Origin of the sequence: Bacillus sp. ZY-1-1 (genome assembly GCF_003047165.1) — a bacterium.
Taxonomy (GTDB): domain Bacteria; phylum Bacillota; class Bacilli; order Bacillales; family Bacillaceae; genus Bacillus; species Bacillus velezensis.
On sequence record NZ_CP027061.1, the window covers coordinates 3,678,152 to 3,692,542 of the forward strand.

The 14,391-nt window shown below is 45.3% G+C and carries 15 protein-coding genes; 4 read left to right on the forward strand and 11 right to left on the reverse strand.

What is annotated here, in order from left to right; genetic code table 11:
- Positions 1 to 12 precede the first annotated feature (12 nt).
- The 8 genes from C5I45_RS18385 to C5I45_RS18420 all read right to left on the reverse strand — a co-directional run bounded on the left by C5I45_RS18385 (position 13) and on the right by C5I45_RS18420 (position 8,263).
- Positions 13 to 1,155 carry an ABC transporter permease gene (locus C5I45_RS18385; RefSeq protein WP_107994565.1) on the reverse strand — a complete coding sequence of 381 codons (1,143 nt, stop codon included), beginning with the start codon at positions 1,153 to 1,155 and terminating at the stop codon, positions 13 to 15.
- Positions 1,152 to 2,339 (reverse strand): ABC transporter permease, encoded by a 1,188-nt coding sequence (locus tag C5I45_RS18390; protein WP_107994566.1) that lies wholly within the window; start codon positions 2,337 to 2,339, stop codon positions 1,152 to 1,154. Before C5I45_RS18390 ends, C5I45_RS18385 begins: the two co-directional genes overlap by 4 nt.
- 8 nt (positions 2,340 to 2,347) lie before the next feature.
- Positions 2,348 to 3,283 carry an ABC transporter ATP-binding protein gene (locus C5I45_RS18395; RefSeq protein WP_107994567.1) on the reverse strand — a complete coding sequence of 312 codons (936 nt, stop codon included), beginning with the start codon at positions 3,281 to 3,283 and terminating at the stop codon, positions 2,348 to 2,350.
- Positions 3,284 to 3,424: 141 nt separating this feature from the next.
- Positions 3,425 to 4,069: a response regulator gene (locus C5I45_RS18400; RefSeq protein WP_025853817.1), complete on the reverse strand. Its 645-nt coding sequence runs from the start codon at positions 4,067 to 4,069 to the stop codon at positions 3,425 to 3,427.
- Between the two features lie 4 nt (positions 4,070 to 4,073).
- Positions 4,074 to 5,204, reverse strand: a complete 1,131-nt coding sequence (locus C5I45_RS18405; protein WP_003156744.1) for a sensor histidine kinase — start codon at positions 5,202 to 5,204, stop codon at positions 4,074 to 4,076.
- 10 nt (positions 5,205 to 5,214) lie between these two features.
- A complete protein-coding gene (locus C5I45_RS18410; protein ID WP_003156746.1) occupies positions 5,215 to 5,928 on the reverse strand; it encodes a YjjG family noncanonical pyrimidine nucleotidase in 714 nt (237 codons plus the stop codon).
- Between the two features lie 92 nt (positions 5,929 to 6,020).
- The gene (locus C5I45_RS18415) at positions 6,021 to 7,406 is read right to left on the reverse strand and encodes an amino acid permease (RefSeq protein WP_003156747.1); all 1,386 of its coding nucleotides are present in this window, start codon (positions 7,404 to 7,406) and stop codon (positions 6,021 to 6,023) included.
- A 425-nt stretch (positions 7,407 to 7,831) separates the two neighbouring features.
- On the reverse strand, positions 7,832 to 8,263 hold the full coding sequence (locus tag C5I45_RS18420) for a MarR family winged helix-turn-helix transcriptional regulator (RefSeq protein WP_003156749.1): 432 nt from the start codon (positions 8,261 to 8,263) through the stop codon (positions 7,832 to 7,834).
- Positions 8,264 to 8,457: 194 nt separating this feature from the next.
- On the opposite strand from C5I45_RS18420, the gene C5I45_RS18425 reads away from it, so the two are divergent.
- From C5I45_RS18425 to C5I45_RS18435, 3 genes are all read left to right on the forward strand, one after another.
- The gene (locus C5I45_RS18425; protein ID WP_003156751.1) at positions 8,458 to 8,862 is read left to right on the forward strand and encodes a CidA/LrgA family holin-like protein; all 405 of its coding nucleotides are present in this window, start codon (positions 8,458 to 8,460) and stop codon (positions 8,860 to 8,862) included.
- Positions 8,832 to 9,524: an LrgB family protein gene (locus C5I45_RS18430; protein WP_003156752.1), complete on the forward strand. Its 693-nt coding sequence runs from the start codon at positions 8,832 to 8,834 to the stop codon at positions 9,522 to 9,524. The genes C5I45_RS18425 and C5I45_RS18430 overlap by 31 nt, the downstream gene beginning before the upstream one ends.
- Positions 9,525 to 9,634: 110 nt before the next feature.
- Entirely contained in the window at positions 9,635 to 10,480 is an 846-nt protein-coding gene (locus C5I45_RS18435; protein ID WP_081364443.1) for an aldo/keto reductase, read from the forward strand.
- Between the two features lie 52 nt (positions 10,481 to 10,532).
- Here C5I45_RS18435 and C5I45_RS18440 read toward each other — a convergent pair whose 3' ends face one another.
- Positions 10,533 to 11,699, reverse strand: a complete 1,167-nt coding sequence (locus C5I45_RS18440) for a DUF4885 family protein (RefSeq protein WP_025853821.1) — start codon at positions 11,697 to 11,699, stop codon at positions 10,533 to 10,535.
- Positions 11,700 to 11,833: 134 nt separating this feature from the next.
- Here C5I45_RS18440 and C5I45_RS18445 point away from each other — a divergent pair, with 134 nt between their 5' ends.
- Positions 11,834 to 12,709: a hypothetical protein gene (locus C5I45_RS18445; protein WP_025853822.1), complete on the forward strand. Its 876-nt coding sequence runs from the start codon at positions 11,834 to 11,836 to the stop codon at positions 12,707 to 12,709.
- A 114-nt stretch (positions 12,710 to 12,823) separates the two neighbouring features.
- Here C5I45_RS18445 and C5I45_RS18450 read toward each other — a convergent pair whose 3' ends face one another.
- On the reverse strand, positions 12,824 to 13,477 hold the full coding sequence (locus C5I45_RS18450) for an ABC-2 transporter permease (protein WP_024084818.1): 654 nt from the start codon (positions 13,475 to 13,477) through the stop codon (positions 12,824 to 12,826).
- Positions 13,455 to 14,327, reverse strand: a complete 873-nt coding sequence (locus C5I45_RS18455; RefSeq protein ID WP_024084817.1) for an ABC transporter ATP-binding protein — start codon at positions 14,325 to 14,327, stop codon at positions 13,455 to 13,457. Before C5I45_RS18455 ends, C5I45_RS18450 begins: the two co-directional genes overlap by 23 nt.
- Between the last annotated feature and the right edge of the window lie 64 nt (positions 14,328 to 14,391).

A 14,391-nucleotide genomic window follows, 5' to 3' on the forward strand; every position in this document is an offset into this window, starting at 1 on the left:
GCAGCCATCCTCCTAACTGTGTTTTTTCATATTACGGTTTATCAAATAGAGTGATAAAACCAATGACGCTGCACCGGCGGCAAGAAACAGGCTCAGCGGCACTATCTGCATGCTGTCTCCGCCATTGTTTTGAAATGCGCCGATCGCCCATTTTTCAGGGGTAAACAATGACAGCATCCGCATGTACTCCGGAGCCGTGTCTAATGTGAAGAAAGCCCCTCCCAATAAACCCGTGACAGCTATAAAAACGGAAGCAAGCGACGTGAATTGCTTTTGGCTCTTCATGAACGGTATCACGGCCATCGTTACAGCAGTCAGCGCAAACGAGCAGGCCGCAAGCACCGCTCCAGCAGCAAAAACATGATCAGCAAAACGGATGTGCAGCATGAATGTTCCGGCAGCGAGAATCACGATAATATGGAGAAGTCCGAAAAGATACGCCGCCGCAAACTTAGAGATGGCATATGCCGTATAGGAAACGGGCGTGCTCAGCAATCTGTCGTATGTATGATTTTCTTGTTCATCTATAAATGATCGCAGGCTTTGGACTGCAACGAACCAGATAAACATCACTAAAAATCCGATGAGTCTGTCAGCCGCCTGCCCGCCTGCATAAACGTGATGGCGGTCAACGGTGACGGCGGAATGACCCTGAATATCCTTCAAGAGATCAGCTGCCGCCTGCTTTCCATCGGTGTGCAGCGTACGGGATATCACTTTTGCATCGCGGACTATTTTTTTCAACGCGCCCGCCTGCTGCGCAATCAGCTGCTCTGTCAAAACAGCATCACCCTTTTCTTCATTCTGAATAAATGAAACGTTCAATTCATCTCCGGAAAATAATGTCTCTTCAAAATGAGAGCCGATCAGCAATCCAAAGGATATATCCTGATGATTAACCTTTGTTTTTAATACGTCCTCCGTGACCTTCGTGATTTTTATATGGCCGGCTGTCTGAATCATTTTCATAAATTGCGCTGAATAGGCGCTCTGATCCTCATCAGCTACATATACTTCCTTCTGCTGACTGCCATCCGCAGAAAAGGAAAAGAAATATGTGAGAAGGAGCGGAGCGGAAATCGTCGCAAAGATGGCAGCCCGATTTTGCAGCATCAGTTTCAGCTGATGTCTGATCATGAATAACAGCTGCATCATGAAACAGCCTCCTTCCGTTTAAACACCCAGACGGTCAAACATAAAAACACGGCGCCGATGGCGGCAAGCTCTGCCAAATCCGCCGCAATACCGCTCAGACCGGCATGCTGCGTGACACTGACATAGCTGTTGATCGCTTTGCCGTTCGGTATCAGCTCCTGCACGATTTTCAAACTGTCAGGCAAGCCGTCTTTTGCGATAAAACTTCCGCCTAAAAAACTGAAGCCATACAGAATAGGAGCCGCCATGCTTGAGACGGTCTCGTGGTTTTTTGCAGTAACCCCCCAAAGGAGCACAATACTGCCGATCGCAAATGAATAAACGATCGTCACCAGCAATACTTCAAACAAATTGCCCCATTTTATCTGATACAAGATGCTGCTTGCGATGATGACGGCAGCCATTTGCATCAGGATGGCAAACATGATTCCCAAAAGCTTACCCGCCACGTATTGGATACGTAAAACAGGCATTGATTTGATTCTGAATAACGTGTGCTGCTGTCTCTCTTCCACTATCCCGTGAATGAGCGCAAACGCGGTCATAATGGAGAACATGACGACCATTGCGATTGAATAATACTGCATCGCATCAATCGGAGCCGCGTGATTGCCGGCCGACTGTTTCGGAATGGTGACAGTCTGTCCACGTTCACCCGAAAGGCCGCTGATGATTTTGCTGACATCTCCCTTTGACAGATGTCCCGACTGCTTCAGCACCGCTTTTTCTTCGCTGAATTCCGCTTTTACTCTGGTGACAAACGAGTCGGCCATCATTTCCACAATGTCTCCGTTTACAGAGCCTTGTTGGTCCGAGATGACTTTGATACTTGTTTTTTCATTGTGTTCCGCCGCTTTTGCAAAGCCTTTCGGCACGTATACAAAAACGGAGACTTTACCGCTTTCGACAAGCTGTTTCCCTTCTTGGTAACTGCCTATATCTTTTACACGGATGAGACCGTTTTGGTTCAGCACGTCATTCTTTAATATCTCACCCAAAGAACTCTCCGCGTGATCCGCATTATAAAACGCTGTCTGAAATGGCTTCACTTTTGAATCGCCGTGAAAAACCGTTCCTAAAATGAAAATCATCAGCGCCGGAAACAGAAGCAGTTTTATATAGAAAGACTTTGCGCCGGCCAATAACCGAAAATCTAATAAGATCAGCCTGAATAATATTTTCATGACGCCCCCTATGAATCCCGCAGCGTTTTGCCGGTGAGCCGGAGGAAAATGCTTTCCAGATTGGCTTCCTCGAAATGAATGCCCTTAATGGTGATACCGGTTTTCCTGATATCATCCGCAATATCAAGGATATTGCGATCTGCCGCAGAGACGAGCATCGTAATGGTCTGCCGGCTGACAGCAGCCTCGGCAACACCGGGAATGCGGCGGATTTTTTTAACGGCATCATCATTCAGCCCCTCTGCATTCACGGTCAGGGTATCAGAGGCTTTGGCTGACTGCTTCAATTCGTCTTTCGTCCCGCAGGCAATGATTGAGCCGTGATCCATGATCGCCGCTTTTTCACAGAGGTATTCGACCTCTTCCATGTAATGACTCGTGTAGATGACGGTCATCCCTTTTTCTTGATTTAACGTCTTCACGGTTTCAAGAATGTGGTGTCTGGATTGCGGATCAATTCCGACGGTCGGTTCATCTAAAATGAATAGTTTCGGTTCATTCATTAGCGCGGCACCGATATTCACCCGTCTTTTCATGCCGCCCGAAAACTCAGATATTCTTTGATTTCGCTGTTCCTGTAATTCGATGATGTCCAGCACTTCATCAACCCGTTTACAAAGTTCCTTACCGGAAAGTCCGTACAGACTTCCGAAAAAAGCCAAATTATCCTTTGCGCTTAACGCTTGATATAAAGCGATTTCCTGCGGGACGACTCCCATCACTTTTTTTATGGCCGCAGGCTGCTCCTGTAATGAGATTCCGTCAATGCAGATTGTTCCGCCCGTCGGCGGGAGCACGGTGCTGATCATCGACACCGTTGTTGATTTACCGGCGCCGTTTGGCCCCAGCAGACCGAATATCTCTCCTTTTTCGATGCGCAGTGATATATGATTGACAGCGGTAAAATCGCCGTACTTTTTTGTCAAATCCGTTAATTCGAGCATTCGTGCAGCACTCCTTGTATCATGTCTGCACTTATTCTACTCTTGGCGATCCTTGTTTTCTATTCACTTTCGTACTCGATATGGGTATTACTTTCGTCATATGTTTAGTGATAAAAAGGGAGAGAGGAGGGTGAAGCGGGGTTATAGCAATTTTTGCAAATATAAAGTAAGTTCGGTTCTGTTTGACACTTCAAGTTTATCGAGGATTCTGGATACATAGTTTTTCACAGTGCCTTCAGTCAGAAATAAGTCTGCGGCAATGCGTTTATTGCTTTTGCCTTCCATAATGTGTTTCGCCACATCAAGCTCTCTCGGCGTGAGAATCTCCTTCAGCTTTGACCGCGGCTCTTTCTGCACCGCAGGGATCTCCATGTTGTTCAGCGCTTTTACGACGGAAACCGTGATTTTGGGATTCAGCATCATTTTCCCTTCATAAACGGCTTGAAGGGAGGCGGTAATTTCATCTGAATCAGCATCCTTCAAGAGATAGCCGTCGGCTCCGCTTTTCAGCCCGGCAAAAATATAGTGATCATCTTCAAACGTTGTCAGAATGATGACTTTTACGGAAGGATATCGCGCTTTTACCGCTTTTGTCGTTTCGATTCCGTCCATACCGGGCATTCTGATATCCATCAAAATCACATCGGTTTCGGTTTGAGAAAGCAGCCGGAGAACCTCTTCGCCGCAAGAAGCCTCTCCCGATATTTGAATTCCTTCGTGAAGACTCAGAATCATTTTCAGCCCCTCTCTCACAATGGACTGGTCGTCTGCAATCATGACATTCACTTGATTATTCCTCCTTGCATGGAATCCTTATTTTCACGTCAAAACCCGTTTCCTTCCCGGAAGAGAAAACAGCCTCTCCGCCAAGTGCGGCCGCTCTTTTCTCAATTCCTTTCAGACCATTTGATTTTATGATCGTTCCGCAGGCTGAGCCGTTATTATGAATATGCGCCAATATCATGTTTCGGTTTTTTTGAATCCGGACAGAAACATATGAAGCATGTCCATGCTTTATCGCATTCGTAATCGTTTCCTGAACGGATTGATAAAGACAATGCTTCACATCCGGCTGTTCCGCTTCTATGGCCGCGTCCGTCTCCAGCTCGAAGCGAATGCCTCCCGCCTCTTGGAAATGACTGAAAATGTCACGGAGCTCTTGCTCAAACGCCCGCCCGGACAAAGAGCCCTGCAGCAGCGTAACCGCCTGGCGAAGCTTTAAAATAGATTCTTTCGTAAGATCATGCGCCTTATGAATGATCTGCTTCACTTTGTCCGGCTGATGCCCGGCTGTCTTCCCGGCAAATTCTAAATTCATTTTCAGAGCAGCCAGATAATGACCGAGAGAATCATGCAGCTCCTGCGCAATTCTTGTTCTTTCTTTCGTAACGGCCAGTTCCTCAATCCGGTCTGAATATTCCTTCAGTGTGTCATTAGCGGTTTTCAGCTCTCGGTTCAGCAATTCTACCTTCGACTTCTCCTGCAGGTTCTTCCGATATAAATAAATCACCGCAAACATGATGAAGTATGGCGGCACGATATCACTGACACCCGCTCCTCCGGCGTATAAAGCTGCTGCAAATGCGGCGGCATTCACCGTTAACAAAACAGCCGGAATCTGCTGATCAGTAATAAGCACCTCCGCCAATAAAAGCACCATTACGGCCTGTGTCCCCACACTATAGACATTGTACAAAAGAACTCCCGCGATAACGTTGCTCAGGAGAAAAGAGCCTTGATATACAGCCGGCCTTCTCTTCATATATAGCGGCCGCAGGCAGTCATTAGCCGTCAGCATCATCACGAGCACAGACAAAAAAACCTTCAGCTCCCCCCGGCCGGGAGGAAGCTGAAGAATCGCATGAAAGATTGATAGTAATGCAAAACCCCTGATCAGTAACTTCGTATGTGCAATCTTCATCGTATTCTCCTTACAGATGAGCGGCGGCTTTTCGCTCCACGTTCAGCACATCATACAGCTCATCAAGCGAATGAATTTCATACGTCGGGATGATCCCGGACTCATTTGCTTTCTTTCCGGGATTAAACCAGCACGTATCCATTCCCGCCATCTGACCGCCTTTTATGTCCGCGCTCAATGAATCGCCGATAATAAGCCCGTGCCCGGCAGAAAAACCGGGAATTCTCGCAAATACATAATCAAAGTATTCCTTCATCGGCTTTTGAAAACCCGTGTCCTCAGATACAAACACATCTTTAAAAAACGGATACAGACCGGAGTCGCCCAGCCGCTTATATTGTGATGTTGAGACGCCGTTCGTCACGATGTATAAATCAAATAAAGGACTCAGCCGTTCAATCAGCTCATAAGCTCCGTCTATCATCTGGTGCCCTTCTTCTAAGTATTGGCGGTACGCCTGATTCATCAGCACGCCGTCGGCTTCAAGGCCGTATTCTTTAAACAAAAGGGCAAACCGTGTATTCACCACTTCATCGCGGGTCATTTCCCCCTCTTCAAACGCCTTCCACAGCCCTTGATTTAACGCTTTATAACGGGCTTCCACCTCTGCCGTCAGCTCCAGCTTTGAACCTTGGAACAATTTTTGAAGAGCATCGGTTTCTGAAGCGGTAAAATCCAGCAGCGTATTGTCTATATCAAATAATAACGTACGGTAATGACTCATCGATGTTTCCCCCGGTTCTGCTTTTTTTAACCAGTATACCACTCGCGGACAAGCCGAAAAAGACACCCCTGTAAGAGAGGTGTCTTTTTGAATTATACAGCGTCTTCTATTTTCGATTTTTCACCAGGCATGCGCTTGCCGATACCGAACGCATAATAGCTGACCGTCACAATCGCCAGGAAAATCACCCCGACAACCAAAGAAATCCGCGTATCTTTGTTAAACCACATGCCGATCAATACCATGAGTAAGAAAGCGATCGTCAAATAGTTTGTAAACGGCGCAAAAGGCATTTTAAACGGATGCTTATCAAGCTCAGCGCCTTTCGCTCTTCTGAAACCGAGATGGCTGATCAAAATGACGAACCACGGAATCATTCCCGGCAGCACACTCGCGCTGTACACATAAACAAAAATTTTCGGAGGCGCGATGTAGTTCAGCACGACACCGATCACAAGTCCGATTAATACCGCAAGCGTACCGAATATCGGCACACCGCTCGAAGAAACTTTCTTAAAGAATTTCGGTGCCTGTCCGTTCACGCCTAACGTATAAAGCATACGTCCCGCACTGAATATCCCGCTGTTGCATCCGGACATCGCAGCGGTAATCACCACAAAGTTAATCAAACCGGCCGCCGCCGTAATCCCGACTTTCGCAAATGTCGAAACAAACGGACTGCCGAGTGAGTGAAGCTCATTCCACGGATATACGGTAACGATTACGAAAATCGCACCGATGTAAAAAATCAAAATCCGCCAGATAATACTCTGAATCGCGCTTCGCAGCGTTTTTTGCGGGTCCTTCGCTTCCCCTGCCGTAATTCCGATCAGCTCGACCCCTTGATAGGCCGCAACAACCAAAGACAAAGCAAAGAAAAATCCTGAAAAACCATTTGTAAAGAAACCGCCGTGCGACCATAAATTAGATAATCCGATCGCATGCCCTCCGTTACCGAAACCGAAGAAAATAATTCCGATTCCGGCCACAATCATCAGAATAATGGTGACGATTTTGATCATGGCAAACCAAAATTCAAACTCACCGAAAGATTTTACTGAAATTAAATTCGCCGCACCGAGAATGGCCATGGCGATAATGCCGGGAATCCATGCCGGCAGATCAGGAAACCAATATTTCATATACGAACCGACGGCGATAATTTCAGACATCCCGACGATCACCCATTGAAACCAGTTGCTCCACGCCGTCATATAGCCGGCTAACGGATGTATATACTTATGGCCGAATGTCGCAAACGACCCTGTACTCGGCTCTACATAGAGCATTTCGCCCATCGCACGCATGATAAAAAAGATAAAGATACCCGAGATCGCATAAGCCAGCAGGACAGACGGCCCGGTCCATCCGATCGTGCTGGATGACCCCATGAATAAACCGACACCGATCGTGCCGCCCAGCGCAATCATCTGTATATGACGAGCGCCTAAGCCTCTCTTTAATTCTTTGTTTGCCACTTCGCTTCCTCCTCTTAACAGCTCTGATATATGTGAAATAATGAAGCAGAAGGTGCACCTGTTGAACCTAACTCACTCTTCATTTCCCGCAATATTGGAAATATTCTATCTTCCTATCGTTATATAATCTCCAATTTCCTTATTCCATCATAATAAATTTTCGTGGAAAATACAATTGTTTTTTTCAGGCAAACACCTTACACTCTGAACCAACGGACTAAAAATAAAGCGCTTTCATTTTTATTGAATTGTGAATATTGAGATAATAAATGCCGCAGCCTCCGAGAAACATTATTTCCCAGGAGAAACGTTTTCCGCCCCCTATCCAATATTATTTTTGCTAAGCAGAATGGCGTAAAGCCTTACTCTCTTCCATTCTCCCTTGTATACGCCATAATCCTGCTTAACCCGGCAAAAATCATGCATTAATCGATAAATGCCTCATTCAGCCGCAGCAAAAGCCGGCCGAACATTTCTTTTTCATCGCCGGACCAATCGTCAAGCATACGATGATACCGCTCAAGACGCATCTTTTTATCAGCTTTTAACCTCTGTTTGCCAAGCTTCGTAATCGCAAACAGACTGACCCGCCCGTCAGAAGGATCGGAAAAACGCTGGATCAGCTCTTTCGACTCCAAGGCCGCTGCCTGGCGTGATAATGTGGAAATATCCAGCTTAAATGATTCGGCCAATTCCTTCACACGCGCCGGCCCGAATTCATCCAGCTGCCGTAATAACAAATACGCAGCCCTTTCCAGATGTCCGATTTTACGGTCGGAGTTATCAAGATAAACAGCTCTCCTGATGAAAGTGGTGAGTTCATATTCAATTAATTCAATCGGATCTTGTTTTGACAAACGCCTCACTCCTTACATTGACAACAGCAACATTAGTTGTATAATACAAACATATGCACATTTACTCAGAAAACATATAGAAAGATTTTGCATACATATATTTGTATAGTACAAATATATGTGCCAAAAGTAAAGAAACTTATAGAAACATCAAGAAAGGGGGAAGCTGCTCTTCTCCAAAGAACAGCATCGTTGTGAAAGTCATACGCATCATCTTGCAAATCATTATTTTATTCGCATTTTCCTTTATCGGGGGAGCCGTTCAGCAGTTCTTTCACCTGCCCATTCCCGGAAGCATCATCGGTTTGATCCTGCTGATCATATGTTTATCGGTTAAGATCATTCCCGTCAAAATGATTGAAGACGGAGCCGGATTTTTGCTGTCTTTTCTTCCGCTGTTATTCATTCCGGCCATGACGGGCGTCATCAATTACCCGTCACTGTTTTCCGCCAGCGGGGCTGCTCTGTTTCTGATCATCGTGCTGAGCACCATCGTCACAATGATCGCCGCAGGGTACGCCAGCCAGCTGTTAGAGCATAAAGCCAATCAGAGAAAGGAGAAAAAGAAGTGCAGCAAGCATGTATCGCAATCCTTATAATTTTGTTCACGGCCGCCGCCTATCTGGCTATGGTGAAATTATATGTGCGCTTTCCATATCCCTTTCTCATACCGGTTTTGACGACTACGATTTTCATTATCGCCGTGCTGCTTGTTTTTCATATTCCGTATAAAGACTATATGATCGGCGGACAATGGATCAATTCACTGCTCGGCCCCGCTGTAGTGGCTTTGGCATACCCGCTTTATAAGCAGCGCCGGGTGTTAATCAAGTATATGTTTCCGATCATCGGCGGCGTGTTGGCCGGTTTATTCTCCGGAATGGTCAGCGGCCTGCTATTTGCAGAGCTGTTCGGCATCAGCCGGAGTTTGATTTTGTCAATTATCCCAAAATCAATTACGACGCCTGTCGCCATACAGATTGCGTCCGGTATCGGCGGTGTCCCTTCCATGACAGTCGTGTTCGTCATGATCGCAGGGTTTTCCGGCGTTATCTTAGGACCGCTGCTTCTCAAGTGGATCCGCATCCGCAGCTCACTCGGGAAAGGAATTGCATTCGGGAGCGCCTCCCATGCGCTCGGCACCTCAAAAGCAATGGAGTACGGAGAATTAACGGTCTCCATGAGTTCTGTATCCATGACGCTCTGCGCCGTGTTAGGATCGGTCTTCGGCCCCGTCGTAGCATGGATGTTTCAAATTTAAAGCCGGCGGTTCTCCGTCAGCTTTTTTCATGTGCGGATCACTTCATTTCCTTCCATTATTATGTTTCATTTGTAAGAATAATGGTAAAGTAGAAAACAAGGAGGGATTTAATGATGACTGGGACAATTCCGCAAAAGAAACTGCTGGATGGGACAAATATTCCCGCGATCGGCTTCGGTACATACGCTCTTAATGGAAACAATGGCGTTCATGCCATTACCAGCGCCATTGATATCGGCTACCGTCTGATTGATACCGCTTATAACTATGAAAATGAAGGGACGGTCGGAGAAGCCATCCGCAGAAGTTCTGTTCCGAGAGAACAGCTATACGTGACGTCCAAGCTGCCCGGGCGCTACCATGACTATGACAAAGCTGTACAAACCATCCAAGAATCTTTATACCGCGCCGGTCTGGACTACTATGACCTGTATCTCGTCCATTGGCCGAATCCGAAACAAGACCGCTACACGGAAGCATGGCAGGCACTGATTGATGCGAAAAAATGGGGCCTGATCCGATCCATCGGCGTCTGCAATTTCCTGCCTGAGCACATCGAACGGCTCGAACGTGAAACCGGCGTAAAGCCAGGCATCAACCAAATTGAACTGCATCCCGCTTTTAATCAGCAGCAGCAGCGCCAATGGCACGAAGAACAGGGCATCGTGACAGAATCATGGAGTCCGTTATCCCGCGCCGGCGAAGTATTGAACGATCAAAAACTCGGACAGATTGCGGACAAATACGGCAAAACCATTTCTCAAGTCATTTTACGCTGGCATATCCAGCTGGGCGCCATCCCGATTCCAAAATCAGCATCGCCCGAGCGCCAGCTTGAAAACATCTCTGTTTTTGATTTCTCCCTTGATGAAAACGACATGAGCATCATCGACTCGCTTACCCGCCCCGACGGACGGATAAACGGCCAAGACCCGGCGGAGTATGAGGAGTTTTAAAAAAACACGTAAAGAAAAGCTGACGGCATCATTCGTCAGCTTTTTTCTCATTTTATATACGCACACCCAGCTCCCGTTTCCATTCAGAAAGCCAATCTGTATCCCCAGATCCGTATTGTCTGCTTTGACCGACATCACGCAGAGATCCGTTTTTATACTCAATGGACAGCACCAAATCAGGAATGGCATCATAACCCGTTCTCGCAAGCTTCGTGAGCCCCTGTCCGTAATGGGCGGCCGCTTCTGCCGCCGTATGTTTCAGCAAAGGATCGTGCTGCAGCGCTTCCTTATAGACGTCTAAAAGGTCACGGCCGTCTTCTGTGACGTACTTTCCGTCCACGATCTGCAAGTCTTTCAGATGATAGCCGGTCACCTCGTACATTTCCCGAACGACTTGATATTTCTCATATGTTTCCGGCGTAAACTGCGAGGAGTCATCACTCCGGCTGCGAATGATGTGCGCAAACAGCTCTTTGCTGTTTTCCCCGGAGTTTAAGACAGCTTCAATCTGCTGAGTGAGCTCTTTATCGTCAGTCCCGCTCACTTTTAACAGATAATCAATCGGTGATATCGTAAATGTAAGATTCGCACCCTCCGGAATCTGAATATGATTCCGATGGAAAAGCATCTCAATCTGCTGATTCACCTGCGCCCGCTGAAACACCCTTTCATTTTCGACTTGAATCTCTCCGTTAAGCGTTTCACCCCGAAACGCCGCATCACGGAAATCATAGCTCTGGGCTTTCCCCTTAAACAGCCATTCCGTTTCATTATGATAAGCAGCCTGACGCTCCGATTCTGATAAATCACTTCTGAAATAAGGTGAATCGGCACGCTGGTATTTGTCCTTAATATAATGCAAAGGATCTGGTTTTCGTTTATTGATTTCATTGATACGGCTGTATTTCTCATCAAGAATCCTGCTTGCAATATCACTCTCAGACTCATACGGATTATTAGCGTCTATTACCGTCTCATTCCCATTATCCGTAATCGTTTTCTGATTTGCGGATTGATATAAACGGGACAGACTGCTCCCTTTCTCAGTGACACCGCTCCTTGAATAATTCACCTGGCTCAGATCGCGGCTCCCGCCTGTCTGAATCAATAAGCTGTCCGATCCTTTTGCCGCATCTTTCACATTTGTTTTGGAAGAATACCGCTGAAGCACTTGCTGAGCCATTACTTGATTTTTTATATAACGAGCGTTTAGGCGCATGTTTTTAACCTCCGCTTGAGATAATGTTCTAGTATTTGTATCGGCTGTTTTCCAGTTGATTTTAACCTAAAATAACAAATGTTTACATTACGGGAGTTTTTATGTATGATGTAGTCAAAAAGGGGGATTTTTCCATGAAAAAGTATATATCTATACTATTTGTCAGTGCAATCGTATTATCAGGCGTATTGATTGCACCTTCAGCCTCTGCGTCTCAAAAGAACTCATCACAAATAAGCGCTATTACAGGAAATCACTCATTTGAAACTGCCAATCCGGTAGGCTACTGGAAATATAAAAATATTGATACTGCCATATTGCCGGAAGGGGAAAAAGAATCGTACTTCACTTTCACGGCAAATAAGGGAGAAAGACTCTATGTCAGGAGCTCAACAAGAAGTGAATACAAAGGAATGAGCATTGAAATTTATAATAAAAATAAAGTGCTGGTCAGTAAAGGCACAGAAGTGATAAACCCTGATACGCCGCTTCCTTTTATCTATGCCATTACAGATGCGAAAGAAAACAACGAGACGTTCTACGTAAAAGTGTCCCGCGGCTCATACACTGACGATATATACTTTACACTCTCCATTTACGATCGAATCAAAGCCGGAAGCGAGACCTTCGCATTCAGCGGCACAGCTGAAAATAAAGGAAATACAAGCCTCAGTCCGAACGGATCAGATTCAACCGTTCTCAGGCTCGACTTAACCAAACAGACAAGCATTCCAAAAGATGCCATAGTGAAAAGAATCAGCACCGCCGCGACTCAAATACCAAGTCAAGGAAACACAAGACACTGCATAATGACAGAAGAAAATAAAGTGTGGCACCGCGCACTCGCAAACAGCTCCACTCAAGGAAATTACGGTATCACACTGGAAGATAACCTCTCAGTCTCAAGCATCTGGAATTTTAAATACAACACACTTGCAACAGCAAAATCGGCTATGAAAAATGTGAAATTGAAGATTGATTATGAGTACGATGTGACAACGCAGTTTTAATTAGAAGAACAGCCGCCCATTGTGCGGGCGGCTGCCTGCTTGGATTTAAAGTAAAATCATGAGCCCGTGCCATGCCTTATCCTGTTGTCACAGCATAAAATCATTAAACAGGTGCTAAAATTCTTTTTTATGATATATAGCTGCGGCTATGAAAAATGAAATGATATATAAGATAACGCCGATCATGAGATATATAATCGGGACATATAAAGAAGGATTTATGTGCAAAAATGACAGTGGTACTTGTTCTGCTGCATACCCAACGACACTTTGCAATCCAAAGGTAGCAAAAAGTCCCCCCATTGCCCCTCCAATCACGATAGCATCGGATTTTTCCGGGCCTATCATGTAGAGAAGAGGATAAACGATTGCACCGGCAAAGAGAACGATGAACGTTCCAAAAGAGACAATATTAAATATACCGTCAATTGGTTCATCAGAACCCAGGCTGTATACAAGGAAAATACCATAAGATATTACAGCTCCGATCACAACAATCAAAAGATAAAAGAAATAGTGACTTTGAACAATATTTGTTCTGCTGACCGGTAAAGTCAGAACATACCTGTCATAGCCTGACTTGCTCTCATACTTTATAACCTCAAGTGCGGGCATAACGACAAACAAAATAATCAGCATAGCAACAAAACGATGCATTGAAGCATCCCCAAAATAAAAAATGACTGCTGATACCAATATGGCCAACCCCGTGTATGCAAAGAAACTCCGATAAACCAAGTAATAGTTAGTCAGTAACAGACCTCTCAATGTTTTCACTCCTCGTTAAAAAGACGCTGATTTCTTCTATGGAAATGGTGTTGGCCGTTACGCCATTCGGCAATTTCTGTTGATCCGATACAAGCACACTCCAATAAGATCCATGATTCCTTTTTGCTAGAACGATATCTTCGTCAATCTCAGCCAATTGACCTTCATCAACGTCTATAACGGTATAGCTTTCAAGAACCTTATCTTTCTCTTCATTTAATAAAATTTCGCCATCTTTCATCATAATGATATGGCTGGCTATCTTCTCGACATCAGTCATAATGTGCGATGAAAGTAAAATACCTCCGTTGCTTTTACTCACAAAGCTTTTTAATTCATTTAACAGGTCATCTCTTGAAGAGGGATCAAGCCCTCCCGTTGCTTCATCCAGAAGTAATAATTTTGCATTATGCGACAAAGCAACAGCTACAGATAACTTCATTGACATGCCGCGCGAGAATGTATTCACTTTTTTGTCCATAGGTAAAGAGAAAGAATGAACCAACTGGTAAAATTGATCTTGGTCCCAAGCACCGAACAGTTTCTTAAATACATGATTCAGCTGCTTTATCGTAAGGTGCGCGGGAAGATTCATCGCATCAAATACGACCCCAATATCTTCTTTAAACTTTATATGTTTATCCAGATTCTCTTTACCAAAGATTTTCACTTTACCTCTATCCTGAGAAATTAATCCTAATATCGTTTTAAATGTTGTTGACTTGCCTGCGCCGTTATCACCGATAAAACCGACAATTGATCCGGCAGGCACATTGAATGTAACATCCTTTAAAACAGCTTTATGACCAAAAGATTTGCTGATGTTTCTGATTTCTAAAAGGTTTGACATCATTCCACTCCTATCATTGTTGTCAGGACTTTTTTAAGAATTGAACCGGATTATTGCAAAAATG

Bases quoted from the DNA above. Each gene is read 5' to 3' on its own strand.
- C5I45_RS18405 (WP_003156744.1), bottom strand. From the start codon at position 5,204: ATGAAGATTGCACATACGAAGTTACTGATCAGGGGTTTTGCATTACTA.
- C5I45_RS18385 (WP_107994565.1), bottom strand. From the start codon at position 1,155: ATGATGCAGCTGTTATTCATGATCAGACATCAGCTGAAACTGATGCTG.
- C5I45_RS18390 (WP_107994566.1), bottom strand. From the start codon at position 2,339: ATGAAAATATTATTCAGGCTGATCTTATTAGATTTTCGGTTATTGGCC.
- C5I45_RS18435 (WP_081364443.1), top strand. From the start codon at position 9,635: ATGATGACTGGGACAATTCCGCAAAAGAAACTGCTGGATGGGACAAAT.
- C5I45_RS18440 (WP_025853821.1), bottom strand. From the start codon at position 11,699: ATGCGCCTAAACGCTCGTTATATAAAAAATCAAGTAATGGCTCAGCAA.
- C5I45_RS18410 (WP_003156746.1), bottom strand. From the start codon at position 5,928: ATGAGTCATTACCGTACGTTATTATTTGATATAGACAATACGCTGCTG.
- C5I45_RS18445 (WP_025853822.1), top strand. From the start codon at position 11,834: ATGAAAAAGTATATATCTATACTATTTGTCAGTGCAATCGTATTATCA.
- C5I45_RS18455 (WP_024084817.1), bottom strand. From the start codon at position 14,327: ATGTCAAACCTTTTAGAAATCAGAAACATCAGCAAATCTTTTGGTCAT.
- C5I45_RS18395 (WP_107994567.1), bottom strand. From the start codon at position 3,283: ATGCTCGAATTAACGGATTTGACAAAAAAGTACGGCGATTTTACCGCT.